The sequence below is a fragment of the Peptoniphilus stercorisuis genome (assembly GCF_017874395.1).
In the GTDB taxonomy this organism is placed as follows: Bacteria; Bacillota; Clostridia; order Tissierellales; family Peptoniphilaceae; genus Anaerosphaera; species Anaerosphaera stercorisuis.
Genome location: NZ_JAGGLJ010000009.1, coordinates 21,442 through 38,115 on the forward strand (window position 1 = coordinate 21,442; position 16,674 = coordinate 38,115).

Consider the following 16,674-nt stretch of genomic DNA (forward strand, 5'->3'; position numbering starts at 1 on the left):
ACATGGCGGAAAATAACAATACACATTATGAAGATTCTGACATACAGGTACTTACAGGTCTTGAACCAGTAAGAAAAAGACCAGGTATGTATATTGGATCTACTAGTTCCAAAGGACTTCATCACCTTGTTTATGAAGTTGTAGATAACTCCATAGATGAGGCCCTTGCAGGAAGAAATGACTATATCTTAATAGAAATACATGAAGATAATTCAGTTTCTGTTTCAGATCATGGATCTGGTATTCCTACAGGTGTTCATCCTCAAACTGGTAAATCAACAGTAGAAACTGTTCTTACAATTCTACATGCTGGTGGTAAGTTTGATAATGGAGCATATAAAGTTTCTGGAGGACTACATGGTGTTGGTGTTTCAGTAGTAAATGCACTTTCAACTAAACTTGTTGCAACTATAAAAAGAGATGGACATATTTATGAACAAACTTTCTCAAGAGGTATTGCACAAAGTAATCTTGAAATTATAGGAAATACATCAGAAAGTGATACTGGAACTAAAATAACATTTACTCCAGATGCAGAAATTTTTGATACTGTAGAATTTGATTATGAAACTCTTTCAAAGAGATTTAGGGAAATGGCCTTTTTAAATAAAGGTATAAAAATAGAATTTAAAGATCATAGAAGTAATAAAGGAGAAATCTATCACTATGAAGGTGGTATAAAATCCTTTGTTGAATTTATAAATAAAAAGAAAAACCCAATTCACAGTGAAGTTATTTATATTGAAGACAATAAAGAAGATACACAAGTGGAAGTTGCTCTTCAATATACAGATTCTTATTCTGAAAATATATTAACTTTTGCTAATAATATTCACACTGAAGAAGGTGGAACTCATTTATCAGGTTTTAGATCAGCTTTAACTAGAACTATAAATGACTATGGTAGAAAATATAATATTATAAAAGAAAAAGAAGAAAACTTATCAGGTGATGATGTTCGTGAAGGACTTACTGGAGTAATTTCTGTAAAACTTCCACAACCTCAGTTTGAAGGACAAACTAAGGCAAAACTTGGTAACTCTGAAACACGTGGTATAGTTGATTCAATAGTTTCAGAAGATCTTGCAATATTTTTAGAAGAAAATCCAAAAGTTGCAAAACTTGTATTAGACAAGGCTCTTGCAGCAAGACGTGCTCGTGAAGCTGCTAGAAAAGCAAGGGATTTAACTAGAAAAAAATCAGGTCTTGAAAATATGACACTTCCTGGAAAACTTGCAGATTGTCACGATGTAGGAGCAGATCATACTGAAATATTCTTAGTCGAAGGGGATTCAGCTGGTGGATCTGCAAAACTTGGTAGAGATTCAGAATTTCAAGCAATACTTCCACTTAGAGGTAAGATTTTAAATGTTGAAAAGGCAAGACTTGATAAAATATTAAACTCTGATGAAATCAAAGCTATGATTACAGCTTTTGGTACAGGAATAGGATCTGAATTTAATATAGAAAATCTAAGATATGGAAAAATAGTAATTATGACTGATGCCGATGTTGATGGTGCTCATATTATGACATTACTTTTAACATTCTTCTTTAGATACATGCGCCCACTTATAGAACAAGGTCATGTTTACGTGGCAAAACCACCTCTATTTGGAATTAAAAAGGGAACTAAGGTAGTTAGATATTGTTACTCTGAAGAAGAGCTTCAAAGTGCCTTAGATGAGCTTGGACGAGATAAAAATTATAAGATAGCAAGATACAAGGGACTTGGAGAAATGAACGCTGACCAACTTTGGGATACTACAATGGATCCAGACAATAGAATACTATTAAGAGTAAATATTGAAGATGCTATAGAAGCTGATGAAATATTTAGTATGTTAATGGGTGCAGATGTAGAGCCAAGACGTGAATTTATTCAAGATAATGCAATCTATGTTGAACAAATAGATGCTTAGGGGGTCAGGATGAGCGATTTAATAAAAAATGAAAGTGGAATAATCAATGTAGGTATTGAAGATAAAATGAGAAAAGCCTATCTTGATTATTCAATGAGTGTAATTGTATCAAGAGCACTTCCAGATGTAAGAGATGGACTAAAACCAGTTCATAGAAGAATTATATATGGAATGCATGTATTAGGACTTACACCTGATTCTGGATATAGAAAATCAGCAAAACTTGTTGGTGATGTAATGGGTAGTTTTCACCCTCATGGTGATAGCTCTATTTATGAAGCAGCAGTAAGACTTGCTCAAGATTTTAACACAAGATATACACTTGTAGATGGCCAAGGTAACTTTGGTACAATAGATGGTGACGGAGCAGCAGCAATGCGTTATACAGAGCTTAGAATGACAAGACTTGCTCAAGAAATGCTTCGTGATATAAATAAAGAAACAGTAGATTTTATACCAAACTATGATGAAACTACAAAAGAACCAGTAGTACTTCCATCAAGATTTCCAAATCTATTAGTAAATGGATCATCAGGTATAGCAGTAGGTATGGCAACAAATATGGCACCACATAATCTAAGAGAAGTAATAGATGGTACTATAAAATATATAGATGATAATGATATAACAATAGAAGAACTAATGAATGTAATTAAAGGACCTGATTTTCCAACAGGTGCTGACATTATGGGACTTCAAGGAATAAAAGATGCCTATACTACAGGTCGTGGAAAAGTAAAAGTTAGAGCAGTAGCAGAAATAGAAGAACACAAAAACAAAAGAAGAATAATAGTTACAGAATTACCATATCAAGTTAATAAATCTTCACTAATAATGAAAATTGTAGAACTTGTAAAAGACAAAAAAATAGACGGAATATCAGGAATTTGTGACGAATCTTCAATGAAAAAAGGTATTAGAATAGTAATAGACTTAAAAAGAGATGCAAATCCAAATGTAGTACTAAATAAACTATATAAAAATACACAAATGCAAACAACTTTTGGAATAATAAATCTAGCACTAGTTGGAGGAGTTCCAAAAGTACTAAACTTAAAAGAACTAATATCTTATTATGTAGATCATCAAATAGAAGTAGTATCAAGAAGAACTCAATTTGATTTAGATAAGGCAAAAAGACGTGCTCATATAGTAGAAGGACTAAAAATTGCCCTAGATAATATAGACAGAATAATTGAAATAGTAAGAGCATCTCAAACAGATCAAGATGCAAAAAATATATTTACAGAAGAATTTGGACTATCAGACCTTCAAGGACAAGCAATTCTTGATATGAGAATAAAAAGACTTACAGGTCTAGAAAGAGAAAAATTAGACGAAGAATATAAACAACTTTTAGAAACAATAGAAGAACTTACAAAAATACTTGAGAATCATGACATATTAATGGGCATAATTAAAGATGAGCTAATAGAAATAAAAGAAAAATTTGGTGACTTAAGAAGAACAGTAATAAGACCATCAGATGGAGAAATAGAACTTTCAGACATAATCAAAGAAGAAGATGTAGTAATTACACTTACACAATTTGGTTATATAAAGAGAATGCCAGAGGGAACTTACAAACCACAAAGACGTGGAGGACGAGGAATATCAGCCCTTACAACAAGAGAAGAAGACTTTGTAAATGACTTATTTATCACATCAACACATGACTCAATACTCTTCTTTACAAATAAGGGACGAGTTTATAGACTAAAAGCCTATGAAATTCCAGAAAGCTCAAGACAATCAAAGGGAACTGCAATAATAAATATATTAAATCTTGAAGCAGATGAAAAAGTTCAATCAATAATTCCAGTAAGTGAATATGATCCATCACTAAATATAATGATGGCTACAAGAAAAGGACTAATTAAGAGAATTTCTTTTGAAGAGTTTAAAAATATTAGAAAATCAGGTATTATAGGAATAACACTAAAAGAAGACGACAGTATAATCTCAACAAGACTTACAAAAGGTGAAGAAGAAGTAATACTTGTAACTAAAAAGGGAATGAGTATTAGATTTTCTGAAAATGATGTTAGAAAAACAGGAAGAAACTCAATGGGAGTTAAATCAATAGACTTAAACAAAGACGATGAAGTAGTAGCCTTTGATATAGTAGATGACGATAAATACCTTCTTGTAATATCAGAAAAAGGTTTTGGAAAGATGACACTACTATCTGAATACAGAATACAAACAAGAGCAGGTAAGGGAATAATAACTTACAAGACAAAAGATAAAACTGGCGAAGTAATATCAGCAAAAGTCATAGACAAAAATGACGAAGTAATGATGATTACATCAAAAGGAGTAATAATAAGAATACAAACAGAAGGCATCTCAGTAATGGGAAGATCAACATCTGGAGTAAAACTTATGAATATAAAAGATTCAGATATAGTTGCAGTTGCTAAATATATTGGAGATTAAGGAGGGTTATTATTATGGCTTTTCAAATTGAATATGAAAACAAAGATGAAATTATAATATATCCTAAAGGTGAACTAGATGTTTTTACAACACCAGAACTTAAAAAAGAAGTTTTAGATATTTATAACAAAGATAAAAAAGACATCGTAATAGATGGAACAGGACTAGAATACGTAGATTCAACAGGACTTGGAGCATTAATGTATATATTAAATGAAATCAAAAAAGATGAACATATAATATATATTCAAAATATGAAACCAACAATCAAAAAACTATTTACAATAACAAAATTAGATCAAATATTTAAAATGAGGGGTGAAGACTAGTGGACAAAATTAGCCTTAAAATCCCTAACAAAGCACAATATCTTAGTTCATTAAGACTATTAGTTTCAGGAATACTATCATCACATGGAATAGACATAGAAACTATGGAAGACTTAAAAATTGCAGTAACAGAAGGATGTAACATAGCACTAGAATTACAATGCAATGACTATATAGATATAGACTTTGAAATAAGTGAAGAAGAATTTACTATACTAATAGGACATATATGTCAAAAAGAAATAGAAGAAAGAGAGGAACTTTATCTTTCTACAACAATTATTGATTGCTTAGTAGACGAAACAAAAATGATAGAAGATAAAATGTATTTAAAAAAACATCTAAAGTAGGGTTGATTATGAATAAAGAGCAATATTATAACCTGGGAAGAAAACTTACAAAAGAAGAAAGAAAAGAACTATTTAAAGTTTATGAAGAAGAAAAAGACGAAGAAGTAAGAGAAATTCTAATAGAAGAACATTTATATATTGCAGAAATACTGTCAAAAAAATACGCAGGAAGAGGAATAGATTACGAAGACATATATCAAGTAGCATCAATGGGACTAATCTTTGCAATAGATAGATATGACTTAAGTAAGGGTTATGAATTTTCCTCATTTGCAACACCTACAATAATTGGAGAAATAAAAAAACACTTTAGAGATAAAGGTTGGACAATTAGAGTACCAAGAAGAATACAAGAACTTTCTAAGAAAATAAACAACGCAAAATCCTATTTAGCTCAAAGGGATCAAAAAACACCAACAGCAGAAGACTTAGCAGAATATTTAAACACAACTCCAGAAGAAATACTAGAAACAATAGAGGCAAGTAAAGTTTATACACCACAATCCTTAGACATAAGCTATGACTCAGGAGGAGATGACAAAGAAATAAACCTAACAGACCTAATAGGAGAAGACGAAAAATATTTTGATAAAATCGAAGTGAATGATTTCTTAGAAAAGTCCATGAAAGGACTAAACGAAGTCGAAAGAACAATATTAATCGACAGATACTTTAACAAAAAGACACAAATAGCAATAGCAAAAAAACTAGACATCTCTCAAATGACAGTATCAAGAATAGAAAAAAAAGTACTGGAAAAAATGAGAAAAGAAATAGAAAAATCAATGGAAGTGTAATATGGATAAAAGAAACTTTTTACTAAAACTAAATAAAGTTGTATTATTATTTGAAGTTTTAATATCCCTGCTATTACTACTTGGAATAGTCTTCTCTATTCCTGACATATTTAAATACTATGTAGTTATACTAAAATCAGACGTAACACTGAGCTTAGAATTATTTAAACAATTCTTATCTCATGTACTACTACTTGTAATAGCAATGGAATTTGTACTTTTAATGGTAGCACATACAGACACAACAATAACGCATTTAATAATGCTAGTAATAGCAAGAAAAATGCTAATAGTATCAGAAAATATGCCAGATCTTTTAATAGGAGTAATTGCAATAGCAATACTTTTCATAGTTAGAAAATACCTAGTACAAGGATCAGCAACAAGCGATGTAATCTTTGATGGAGGAATAAAAGTATTCTCAGCATCAATGCCAATAAGTGAAATAAACAAACAATATAATTTCAACATAGACACAAGAGGATTTGAAACACTTGGAGGACTAGTATCAAAACTATTTGAAGAAAAAAGCCAAGAATTAGAACTTGGAGGACTAGTAGACGATGGAATATATATCTATGAACTACAAAAAGTCTCAAATGGAGTAATAGATACAATATCAATACATCATGTATAAAATAAGGACATACCTAAAGGTATGTCTTTTTTTTATAAAAATATCGATTTAATGATTTATTGCAATAAAATATAGTATGTGTTAGAATGATACTAAATAAAAATGTACTTAATTACTATTAATAGAGAAATAAAACATAAAAGATAATAATAAAATTTATAAGGAGGAAAATATAATGTTTATAAAAAAATACTTAAACAAAATATTAATAATAGTATCTGTTGTTACAATATTGCTTGGAAATATTATTATAACGCCTACTTTAGCAAAAAAAGTAGATGTTCAAAATGTAAGTGTAGAGGCGAAAAATGTATTAGGAATACAAATAGCATTTAATATTGTAAATAATAAACATACATTTAAGAAAGGGGATACTATTGATTATTATTTTGTTTATCCTAGAGAAAATATAGATAATAATCAATTTGATTTATATTTTTTTAATGCAAATCCAATATTAAATGAACTAAAAAATAATTTTGATATTAAATATTTTATTAGTAAAGATGAAAGTTTAGAAAAAGATATAGAAAATATAAAAAAATTTAATTATGAAGAAATAAAGTATGATTAAAATTTAAATAAAGTTTTTAAAGATGTATCTGTATTTAAAATTCAATTAAAAGCTAAATATGATATGAATAAAAATAATATAGGTAAAACTGAAATACTTGCTCCTTTTTATGTAAATAAACCTTCAGATGAATATTACAGAGATTCTACTTCAAAGTATAGAATTTATCTTGATTTAAGCAATAAAAATATAGAACTTTATGCATCTGAATTTTTAATAAATTTAAACATGAAGGGAAATACAAAAAGAGATATATATAAATTAATTGCAAAAAATTTAGAATTAAATGTAAATGATGACTTTAATGAAAAAGATTTAATTAGTATAGCAACTTTAAATGGAGAAGATGTAAGTGAAAAAGTTGAATTCATATATTCGGGTGAAATTAATAAAAATAATCTAACTGAAAATGCTGGATCCTATAATGTTAAGCTTAAACTAGGAGATAAAGAAACAAATGTAAATGTAGTAGTTGTAGGTAAGTTTAAAGTAACTTTTGATACAAATGGTGGAAGTGAAGTAGAATCTCAAGAAATAGTTAAAGGCGAAACAGCTACTAAACCAACAGATCCAACAAAAGAAAATCATAAATTTATCAGTTGGTATATAGACGAAGACTTTAGCGAAGAATTTAACTTTGAAAGTCCAGTAGAAGAAAATATAATCCTTTATGCAAAATGGAAAGAGGTAGAAATTACTGAACCAGAAAAACCAGATAGTGGTGGAAGTGGTGGAGGAAACCATAAACCTCATAAGCCAAGTAAACCAAATGAAAAACCAGAAGAAGTAATAAAACCACAAATACAAAGTTCACTACTTCACAAGGAATATATAAATGGCTATCTAGATAATACAGTAAGACCAGAAGGAAACTTAACAAGAGAAGAAGCATCAGCAATACTAGATAGAGTAACAGAAGATAAATCTATGACAAAAAGATTATTTAACTATCCAGATGTAGAAAATAATAGATGGTCATATAATAATATAGAAAATCTTTCAAATAAAGGTGGAATCAAGGGATATCCAGATGGTAATTTTAAACCAGTAAATAAAATAACAAGAGCAGAAGCTGCTACAATACTTGTAAGACTAGAAAATGCAAAATCAAATAATAAAAATATACCAGAAGAAATAAAAAACCACTGGGCAAAAAAAGAACTAATAACAGCAATAGAAAAAGGTTGGATCAAGGGATATGAAGACGGAAGTATAAAAGCAGACAACTTTATTACAAGAGCAGAATTTGTAACACTTGTAAATAGAATGCAAAATAGAAAAGTAAAAAATGAAAATATTCTAGAAAATATAAAACACTTTAATGACCTAGAAAAAAATGCTTGATACTATGAAGATATAGTAGAAGCAGCAAATACTCATAATTATGAAAAAGAAAGATTAGAAGATGGTTCAGAGAAGTGGACTGATATAATTAAATAAGTATTTAGAAAAACACCTATTAATTTAGGTGTTTTTTTATTGGAAATAATAGTTATTAAAAATTATTAAGTGTTTATATTAGTTGACTTTTGAACTAGTTATATTTATACTATGTAATATAGTTCAAAAATAAACTATATTAGGAGGTTTTAAATGGGTTCTTATAAAAATGAAAATAATATTTTTTATATTTATTTTCAAGTTATAAAAAAGTATAAAGATTATATGGAAAAGAAACTTTGTGATTTTAATTTGGCTCCAGCAGAGATAGATGTTGTCACTTTTTTAATAAATAATATAGAAAGTGATATTACGGCTAAGGATATTGTTGAGGTGAGGGGGATTTCAAAGGGCCTTGTTTCTAAGGCTGTTTCTTCTTTAAGAAGAAGGAAGATTATTTATATTGTAGATAATCCTCTTGATAAGAGATCTGTTTTTTTAAGGATAAATACTAAGGAATTAGATCTTATAGATGCTGTTAAGGTTGAGAATAGAATTTTTTTAAAGAAATTGTTAAGGGATATGACTATGGAAGAGTTGCAATTTTTTTCAAATATTAATAATAGAATGTTAGAAAATATGAAAGATATAGATTTATAGTGGGAAGGATAGTGTATGGAAAAAAATAAGTTAGGTACTGAAAATATTAAGGGTTTATTATTTTCTTTGGCTCTTCCTGCAATAATAGGGCAAATGGTAAGTTTATTATATAATATTGTAGATAGAATTTATATTGGACATATTAAGGATATTGGAGGTCTTGCCCTTACTGGTGTTGGTGTTACGGCTCCTATTCTTTTGATTATATCTGCTTTTGCTGTTTTAGTTGGAATGGGTGGTGCGCCAAGGGCGTCAATTGCTATGGGCAAAAAGGACAATGATGCTGCCGAGAAGATAATTGGAAATTGTCTTACTACTTTAATTGGAATTTCAATATTGCTTAGTATATTCTTTTTAATATTTAATGAAAAGTTATTAATGTTATTTGGTGCTAGTGAAAATACAATTGAGTATGCTTTAGAGTATATGAATATTTATACTTTTGGAATAATATTTGTTCAAATGACTCTTGGTATGAATCCTTTTATTAGTGCGCAGGGTTTTGCAAAGACTAGTATGATTACTGTTTCAATAGGTGCTGTAATAAATATTGTTCTTGATCCTATATTTATATTTGGTTTTGATATGGGTGTTCGTGGTGCTGCTTTTGCAACTATTATTTCTCAAGGTGTTTCTGCAATATGGGTTTTATATTTTTTAACTGGAAAGAAAACAAATTTAAAGATTAAAAAGAAAAATCTAGGTTTTAATAGTAAAGTAATGGGACCTGTTTTATTACTGGGACTTTCTCCTTTTGTAATGCAATTTACAGAGAGCTTTATTATAATATTATTTAATGCAAAACTTCAAAGATATGGCGGAGATGTGGCTGTTGGTGCAATGACTATTACTACTACTGCAATGCAATTTTTATTTTTGCCATTGTCTGGACTAACTCAAGGTTCTCAACCTATAATTAGTTATAATTATGGTGCAAAAAACAAATCTAGGGTTAAGGATACTTTTAAGTATTTGTTATTTTCAGCGATTACTTATAGTTTAATATTTTATTTATTTATAATGATTTTTCCAGGTACTTTTGCAAGTATTTTTACAAAAAATCAAGATATAATCAGAGAGGCATCTAAGGGACTTAGGGTTTATATGTCTGTTTCTTTTTTAATGGGAATACAAGTTGCCTGTCAACAAACTTTTATTGCTCTTGGAAATGCAAGATCTTCTGTTTTTTTGGCTTTTTTAAGGAAAGTATTTTTATTGATGCCTTTAGTAATTATACTTCCAAGATTTTTTGAAAGAAAAGTTTTTGCTGTATTTTTAGCTGAACCAATAGCAGATATCATAGCTGTAACGGTAACTTCTATATTATTTTATAAGTTTTTCAAACAAACATTGGAAAATATAGAAGAAACAGTATAATATAGTTATAGGAAATAATAAAGAAGGAGGTAGTGATGAGTAAAAATATTGAAGACATTAAGGAAAAAAGAAGAGAAATGTTTCGAGAATACTCTAAGACAAAGGATGAAAATCTAAGAGCACAATTAATAGAAGAACATCTCTACCTAGCAGAAATCCTATCTAAAAAATATTCAGGTAAGGGTATAGAATATGAGGATATCTTTCAAGTTGCATCTATGGCATTAATATATGCGGTGGATAGATATGATATTGAAAAGGGATATGAATTTTCTTCCTTTGCTACACCAACAATAATAGGCGAAATAAAAAAGTATTTTAGAGATAAAGGTTGGACTATTAGAGTACCTAGAAGAATACAAGAACTTTCTAAAAAGATAACAATAGCAAGAACTGATCTTACAAAATTAAACCAGGAAACACCAACAGTTGCAGATATTGCAAATTATTTAGGTGTTACAGAAGAAGAAGTGCTTGAATCTATGGAAGCGAGCAAGGTGTATTTACCACAGTCATTAGATATATCTTATACAAATGATGGAGACAATGAGACTAATCTTGCAGATTTTATTGGTCAAGATGAAAGATATTATGACCAAATTGAAATAAATGATTTTATTGAAAAATCAATGGAAGTTTTAAATGAAGTTGAAAAAACAGTATTAATAGATAGATATTTTAATAAAAAAACTCAAAGAGAAGTTGGAGAAAAACTTGAAATTTCTCAAATGACTGTTTCTAGAATAGAAAAAAAAGCGCTTAAGAGATTAAAAAGAGAAATGGAAAATGTTATAAAAATATAAAAAAGATAGGCTAAGCCTATCTTTTTTATTTATACTAAATTTTCAAATATATTTTTTTGATTTTCTTTTACTTCTAAATATAGATTAGCATAAGTTGATTCTTTGTAAGGATTTAAAATAATAAATCCAAGTCCAAGTAAAATTCCAGATAATAATTCCCATCCTATAAAGGATAAGTTTAATATAAATATATTAAATTTATCTTCATGAGTCATAATTTTACTTATATTAATAGCTTCTCCAATGGATAATTCTGAATTTTCAGCTAATATATAATCTACATAATAGTATTGATATGATTTATAAATTCCTGGAATTATAAATAGTAATGTCCAAAGCATTAGATAAATATTTTTTACTAATAGCTTAATTCCAAGACTACTCCAAGTCCCATCTTTAAAGGGAGTAAATAATGTACTAAATTTATTTTCGGAATTAGTATTATCAGCTCCATTTATAAAAAATCTTCTATATCCAATAGTTAGTGGATTTAATATAAATATTTTTGCAAGTGTAGTTAAAATTACTATAATAAAAACAGTTGATGGTGCAATGTAAACTTTATATCCTCCACCAAGTAGGAAGTTGTATAAATCATTGTCAACAGTTGGAAGATTAAAGAATTTTTCTGTAAAGGCACTTTGATCTTGAATATTTATATCTGATTTATAAAGATAGAAATAGTAGGGCATTTTACCATCTTGTCCTTCAAAATTAGTATCATTTAAAAATTCATCATATTCATTAAAATCTCCACTTTCAACTGCTTCATTGTATTTAATTTGAGCAGTGTCACTTGCTGATTCTAAGTAGGATTGATTTCCAAGAAATCCAGATACAAAGGCAAAAAATAAACAAACTAAAATAGCTATTCCAAGATTTTCTTTTAAAAATACTTTTGCCTTAAATTTAAGTTCTGATCTATTCCACATATTATCCCTCCTTTTTATATAAATACCCTAATATAAATAAAAAAGGACAAATTTCATTGTCCCTTTTAAGTAGAATATATTAATTGTAAATATTAAATAAACAAATTAAATATTTTTTTAAAAAACATAAGGCTAATTGATAACATATAATCATCTCCATTTGTATTTAATTTAAACAATTTTCTTGTTTTTTATTTACCCTGAAGAATTAGGGTAAAACAAATAATAGAGATTTAATTTATAAATAAGTAAAAATATTTTTAGTATGATACTATAGTAATAAGATAATTTCAAGGATTAGAGAAGAGGTGCATTATGGAATTTAATGATATAAACTGGGAAATAGAAGAGGATATCTTATGTTTAGATCTATATTTAAATAGGGATTATAAGGACAAAGATGAAATTATAAAATTAGTGGAGATTTTAAATGAATTAAATTTTCCAAAGACTGATTTAAAAGATTTTAGAGATGTAGATAGTGTGAAGTTAAAATTATTAAATTTTCAAAATTTAGATAATAATATTAATGATTCTAATATTCTAGATAAAAATATTTGGGATTTTTTTAATGATAAAAAAGATTATTTAAGTAAAATTTCAAATGCAATTAAAAAATCTCAAAAGGATTTAAATAAAATAAGAAGAGAAGAAAGTTTTGATGCAGTATTTATAGAAGGTAAGACTCTTTATAAGATGCATAGAATAAAGGAAAAAAATAATAAACTAATAGAAAGAAAAAAAGAAGAGGCAATAAAAAATAATAATTTAAGTTGTGAGATTTGTGGATTTAATTTTGAAAAAACCTATGGAAAAATAGGTCGTAATTTTATAGAGTTTCACAATACTAAGCCTATTTCTTATTATGGAGATGAAAATTCTAGTAATTATAATGAAGAGATTGTATTAGTTTGTTCAAATTGTCACAATATGCTACATAGACAGATGTTTAATATTGGTATAAAAGAATTAAAAAATATTGTAAAAGAAAATAAAATTTAGAGGTGTTTATGTTAAAGAGCTATGGAAAATTATCATCAGAGGTATATGATATTGATAAAAATATTGGATCTTCTTTTGGAGATGTGGAGTACTATTATAGTAGAGTTAAAGATTTAGATGGTGAGATTTTAGAACCTGGAGTTGGAACGGGAAGAATACTAATACCACTTCTTAAAGAGGGGATTAATATTTCAGGATTTGATAGTTCTAATGAAATGCTTAAAGTATGTAAGAGTAATTGTGAGATAAATAATGTATCTACAAATTTATTTATAGATAAAATGGAGTCTTTTAAAGTAAATAAGAAATTTACTGGAATTATTGTTCCTACTGGTACTTTTCTTCTACTATATAAAAGAGAGGATTCTATTAGGGCTTTAGAGAATTTTTATAATCACTTAGAAGATAGTGGAAAATTAATAATAGATATTACATTTAATAAAGAAATAAAAATAGGTGATAGAAATACAAGAATATTTGAAACTGAAAATGGAGAAACTATTCTTCTAAATACTGAAATAATAGATATAGATTATATAAATCAATATTCTACTTCAATTAATAATTATACTAAATATAAAGATGGCAAGTATTTAAGCTCGGAACTGGAGTATTTTTCAATGAGATGGTATGGAATAGAGGAGTTTAAAATGATACTTGAAGCTATTGGGTTTAAAAATATAACTATGTCATCAGATTATATTTATTTAAAAAAACCTAATAAAAATTCAGAAATAATTACAATTGAAGCAGAAAAATAGAGGTGGATATTGGAAAGTAGGGAATTTAAAGATATTGTATTAAGAGAAAAGACTTTGGAAAAATTAATATTTAATAGTTGTATATTTATTAATTGTGAACTTTCTTTTTCTAAGATAGTTGATTCTAAGTTCATAAATTGTGAATTTATAAATTGTACTTTTAATACTTTAAAATTTAATTTTTGTGATTTAATAAATGCAAGATTTGAAAATTGTAATTTAATAGGAATAAGCTGGGAATATTTAAGAAGCAGGAATATTTTATTTCCAAGTATAATTTATATTAGAAATTCTATATTAAAGTATAATTATTTTATGAATTTAGATTTAAATAATATTGAGATTAGTCAATGTGAAATAATAGAAAGTGAATTTAGAAATTGTGAATTAGTTTCTTCTGATTTTTCCTATTGTACTTTTAAATTATCTTCCTTTGAAAATTCAAATTTAATTAAAGCAAATTTTAAAGAAGCAAAAAATTATTATATAAATACGAAAAATTGTAAAATAAAAGATGCAAAATTTACATTTCCAGAAGTTATAAATTTATTAAGAGATTTTAATATAAAAATTGAATAAAATTATTTCATATAAATTGTACTATTAATAAACAGTTAAAATGGCTAAAGGTCAATGTTTAAATAGATTATTATTAGAAATTAAAAAAATGGAATAAAAATAAAAAAGTAGAAAGATTTTAAGTTTTTCTACTTTTTTTAGTTAGAAAAGGAATTATTGGGTAAATAATGACTATGGGACAGTTTTTCTGGAATGGAATTATTACTTAGAAAAAAGTCTTTTACAGCAAAATTTAATAAGTAAGTGTAACTCGTTTTTATTATGGGATTATAAGAAAGAAGGATAAATATGAAATTAAAAACACATGATGACAGACTTACTTTAACTAATGGTAACTATCATTCTCTAGTTAAATCAAGAAAGCCAAAGGGAATAGAAGACAAGACAGCTACTATTATAGGTACTGGTATTGCTGGACTTGCAGCTGGTTGCTTTTTAATTAAAGACGCACATATGGATGGAAGTAAAATTACATTTTTAGAACAATTAGATATTCCAGGAGGATCTCTTGATGGTATTTATAAGAAGAATCTTGGATATATAGCTCGTGGTGGCCGTGAAATGGGACATCATTTTGAAGTTTTATGGGATTTATTTAGTGGTATTCCATCAGCTGAAGATCCAGAAAATATGTCAATTCTTGATTATTATTTCTATACTAATCTTGACGATCCAAACTATAGTAACTGCCGTATAACTAAAAATCAAGGTGAAAGACATGATAATGGTAAATTCAACTTGGGACAAGATTTAGCAAAAGAACTTGCTGCTTTTGTTAATATTCCTGATGTGGAATTACAAGATAAAGCAATAGAAGATATTTTCTCAGAAGAACTTTTAAATACAGATTTCTGGACTTTCTGGAGAACAATGTTTGCTTTTGAAAACTGGCATAGTGCTCTTGAGATGAAACTTTATATGAATCGTTTTATCCATCATGTTGGAGGACTTCCTGATTTATCAGCACTACAATTCTCAAGATATGATCAATATACATCATTTGTTCTACCAATGATTAAATATTTAAAAGATCATGGTGCAAAATTTGAATATGGTGTAACTGTTGAAAATGTTCAATTCTCAATTTCTGATAATAAAAAAGTTGCTACAAAAATTGAAGCTGTAGATACAAAGGGAAAAGATATTTCAATAGATCTTACAGAAAATGATTTAGTATTTATTACAAATGGTTCAATGACTGAAAACTCAGGCTATGGAGATGATGATACTCCAGCACCATTTAATAAAGAAGCAACAGGAAGCTGGGAATTATGGAAAAATATTGCTGCACAATGTGATGAATTTGGACATCCTGAAGTATTCTGTTCAGATGTAGAAAAATCAAATTGGGAATCATGTACAGTAACTTGTCATGATGAAAGTGTACCTAAATATATAGAAAAAATTACAAAACGTACACCTTATGGTGGAAGAACTGTAACAGGTGGTATAGTAACTGCTGTTGACTCTTCATGGTTAATGAGCTGGACTATAAATAGACAAGGCCAATATATGGAACAACCTGAAAAAGATGTTGTTGTATGGGTTTATGGACTATTTAGTGATACACCTGGAGATTATATTAAAAAACCTATGAGAGATTGTACAGGTAAAGAAATCACAAAAGAATGGCTATATCATATAGGAGTTCCTGAAGGTGAAATTGAAAAACTTGCAGAAACTTGTTCAGCTGTACCAGTTATGATGCCATTTATAACTTCTCAATTTATGCCAAGAAGTTTTGGAGATAGACCTTATGTTGTACCAAAAAATGCTATGAACTTTGCATTCTTAGGACAATATGCAGAAACTCTAGATGATCCAAATAGAGATACAATCTTTACTACTGAGTATTCTGGAAGAACAGCAATGGAAGCAGTTTATGTACTAACTGGAGTAGAAAAGGGAGTTCCTGAAGTATATGCATCTAGATATGATGTTAGATATTTACTAAATGCAGGATCAAGTTTACTTGATGGTGAAAAACCAGACCTAGATTTACCACCACCTGTTAGACGTAAGATTATGAAACAACTTGCTGGTACTGAAGTAGAATTATTATTAAAAGAATATAATATAATTTAAAAATATAAATAAAATTAATTATAAATTAAATTAATAAAATCCCGATT

16 protein-coding genes are annotated in these 16,674 nt (G+C 27.8%); 15 read left to right on the forward strand and 1 reads right to left on the reverse strand.

The genetic code is table 11. From position 1 onward, the window contains the following. Window positions 1-2 precede the first annotated feature (2 nt). The 11 genes from gyrB to J2Z71_RS05520 all read left to right on the forward strand — a co-directional run bounded on the left by gyrB (window position 3) and on the right by J2Z71_RS05520 (window position 11,268). Entirely contained in the window at window positions 3-1,922 is a 1,920-nt protein-coding gene (gyrB, locus tag J2Z71_RS05470; RefSeq protein WP_210060848.1) for a DNA topoisomerase (ATP-hydrolyzing) subunit B, read from the forward strand. A 9-nt stretch (window positions 1,923-1,931) separates the two neighbouring features. After that, window positions 1,932-4,361 (forward strand): DNA gyrase subunit A, encoded by a 2,430-nt coding sequence (gyrA, locus tag J2Z71_RS05475; RefSeq protein WP_210060849.1) that lies wholly within the window; start codon window positions 1,932-1,934, stop codon window positions 4,359-4,361. Between the two features lie 14 nt (window positions 4,362-4,375). After that, window positions 4,376-4,690 carry an STAS domain-containing protein gene (locus J2Z71_RS05480; protein ID WP_210060850.1) on the forward strand — a complete coding sequence of 105 codons (315 nt, stop codon included), beginning with the start codon at window positions 4,376-4,378 and terminating at the stop codon, window positions 4,688-4,690. Beyond that, window positions 4,690-5,040: an ATP-binding protein gene (locus J2Z71_RS05485; protein ID WP_210060851.1), complete on the forward strand. Its 351-nt coding sequence runs from the start codon at window positions 4,690-4,692 to the stop codon at window positions 5,038-5,040. Before J2Z71_RS05480 ends, J2Z71_RS05485 begins: the two co-directional genes overlap by 1 nt. Before the next feature lie 8 nt (window positions 5,041-5,048). Then, window positions 5,049-5,837 (forward strand): SigB/SigF/SigG family RNA polymerase sigma factor, encoded by a 789-nt coding sequence (locus tag J2Z71_RS05490; RefSeq protein WP_210060852.1) that lies wholly within the window; start codon window positions 5,049-5,051, stop codon window positions 5,835-5,837. A gap of 1 nt (window position 5,838) precedes the next feature. After that, complete coding sequence (locus tag J2Z71_RS05495; RefSeq protein ID WP_210060853.1) at window positions 5,839-6,474, forward strand: transporter associated domain-containing protein; 636 nt, start codon at window positions 5,839-5,841, stop codon at window positions 6,472-6,474. Between the two features lie 175 nt (window positions 6,475-6,649). Continuing rightward, a complete protein-coding gene (locus J2Z71_RS05500; protein ID WP_210060854.1) occupies window positions 6,650-7,048 on the forward strand; it encodes a hypothetical protein in 399 nt (132 codons plus the stop codon). Between the two features lie 63 nt (window positions 7,049-7,111). Next, on the forward strand, window positions 7,112-8,392 hold the full coding sequence (locus J2Z71_RS05505; RefSeq protein WP_210060855.1) for an S-layer homology domain-containing protein: 1,281 nt from the start codon (window positions 7,112-7,114) through the stop codon (window positions 8,390-8,392). 249 nt (window positions 8,393-8,641) lie between these two features. Next, a complete protein-coding gene (locus J2Z71_RS05510) occupies window positions 8,642-9,088 on the forward strand; it encodes a MarR family winged helix-turn-helix transcriptional regulator (protein ID WP_210060856.1) in 447 nt (148 codons plus the stop codon). A 15-nt stretch (window positions 9,089-9,103) separates the two neighbouring features. Continuing rightward, window positions 9,104-10,465: an MATE family efflux transporter gene (locus J2Z71_RS05515; protein WP_210060857.1), complete on the forward strand. Its 1,362-nt coding sequence runs from the start codon at window positions 9,104-9,106 to the stop codon at window positions 10,463-10,465. A 35-nt stretch (window positions 10,466-10,500) separates the two neighbouring features. Then, window positions 10,501-11,268 carry a SigB/SigF/SigG family RNA polymerase sigma factor gene (locus J2Z71_RS05520; RefSeq protein ID WP_210060858.1) on the forward strand — a complete coding sequence of 256 codons (768 nt, stop codon included), beginning with the start codon at window positions 10,501-10,503 and terminating at the stop codon, window positions 11,266-11,268. A 29-nt stretch (window positions 11,269-11,297) separates the two neighbouring features. Here J2Z71_RS05520 and J2Z71_RS05525 read toward each other — a convergent pair whose 3' ends face one another. After that, complete coding sequence (locus J2Z71_RS05525) at window positions 11,298-12,200, reverse strand: DUF975 family protein (RefSeq protein ID WP_210060859.1); 903 nt, start codon at window positions 12,198-12,200, stop codon at window positions 11,298-11,300. A 315-nt stretch (window positions 12,201-12,515) separates the two neighbouring features. Here J2Z71_RS05525 and J2Z71_RS05530 point away from each other — a divergent pair, with 315 nt between their 5' ends. The 4 genes from J2Z71_RS05530 to J2Z71_RS05545 all read left to right on the forward strand — a co-directional run bounded on the left by J2Z71_RS05530 (window position 12,516) and on the right by J2Z71_RS05545 (window position 16,627). Further along, window positions 12,516-13,202: an HNH endonuclease gene (locus tag J2Z71_RS05530; RefSeq protein WP_210060860.1), complete on the forward strand. Its 687-nt coding sequence runs from the start codon at window positions 12,516-12,518 to the stop codon at window positions 13,200-13,202. A gap of 8 nt (window positions 13,203-13,210) precedes the next feature. Next, a complete protein-coding gene (locus tag J2Z71_RS05535; RefSeq protein ID WP_210060861.1) occupies window positions 13,211-13,963 on the forward strand; it encodes a methyltransferase domain-containing protein in 753 nt (250 codons plus the stop codon). Between the two features lie 9 nt (window positions 13,964-13,972). After that, window positions 13,973-14,542 carry a pentapeptide repeat-containing protein gene (locus J2Z71_RS05540; protein ID WP_210060862.1) on the forward strand — a complete coding sequence of 190 codons (570 nt, stop codon included), beginning with the start codon at window positions 13,973-13,975 and terminating at the stop codon, window positions 14,540-14,542. Window positions 14,543-14,830: 288 nt separating this feature from the next. Continuing rightward, window positions 14,831-16,627 (forward strand): oleate hydratase, encoded by a 1,797-nt coding sequence (locus J2Z71_RS05545; RefSeq protein ID WP_210060863.1) that lies wholly within the window; start codon window positions 14,831-14,833, stop codon window positions 16,625-16,627. Window positions 16,628-16,674 lie beyond the last annotated feature (47 nt).

Excerpts from the sequence above, each read along its gene's own strand:
- J2Z71_RS05495 (WP_210060853.1), top strand. The coding sequence starts at position 5,839 with ATGGATAAAAGAAACTTTTTACTAAAACTAAATAAAGTTGTATTATTA.
- gyrB (WP_210060848.1), top strand. The coding sequence starts at position 3 with ATGGCGGAAAATAACAATACACATTATGAAGATTCTGACATACAGGTA.
- J2Z71_RS05545 (WP_210060863.1), top strand. The coding sequence starts at position 14,831 with ATGAAATTAAAAACACATGATGACAGACTTACTTTAACTAATGGTAAC.
- gyrA (WP_210060849.1), top strand. The coding sequence starts at position 1,932 with ATGAGCGATTTAATAAAAAATGAAAGTGGAATAATCAATGTAGGTATT.
- J2Z71_RS05535 (WP_210060861.1), top strand. The coding sequence starts at position 13,211 with ATGTTAAAGAGCTATGGAAAATTATCATCAGAGGTATATGATATTGAT.
- J2Z71_RS05500 (WP_210060854.1), top strand. The coding sequence starts at position 6,650 with ATGTTTATAAAAAAATACTTAAACAAAATATTAATAATAGTATCTGTT.
- J2Z71_RS05490 (WP_210060852.1), top strand. The coding sequence starts at position 5,049 with ATGAATAAAGAGCAATATTATAACCTGGGAAGAAAACTTACAAAAGAA.
- J2Z71_RS05520 (WP_210060858.1), top strand. The coding sequence starts at position 10,501 with ATGAGTAAAAATATTGAAGACATTAAGGAAAAAAGAAGAGAAATGTTT.
- J2Z71_RS05530 (WP_210060860.1), top strand. The coding sequence starts at position 12,516 with ATGGAATTTAATGATATAAACTGGGAAATAGAAGAGGATATCTTATGT.
- J2Z71_RS05525 (WP_210060859.1), bottom strand. The coding sequence starts at position 12,200 with ATGTGGAATAGATCAGAACTTAAATTTAAGGCAAAAGTATTTTTAAAA.
- J2Z71_RS05505 (WP_210060855.1), top strand. The coding sequence starts at position 7,112 with ATGAATAAAAATAATATAGGTAAAACTGAAATACTTGCTCCTTTTTAT.
- J2Z71_RS05515 (WP_210060857.1), top strand. The coding sequence starts at position 9,104 with ATGGAAAAAAATAAGTTAGGTACTGAAAATATTAAGGGTTTATTATTT.
- J2Z71_RS05510 (WP_210060856.1), top strand. The coding sequence starts at position 8,642 with ATGGGTTCTTATAAAAATGAAAATAATATTTTTTATATTTATTTTCAA.
- J2Z71_RS05480 (WP_210060850.1), top strand. The coding sequence starts at position 4,376 with ATGGCTTTTCAAATTGAATATGAAAACAAAGATGAAATTATAATATAT.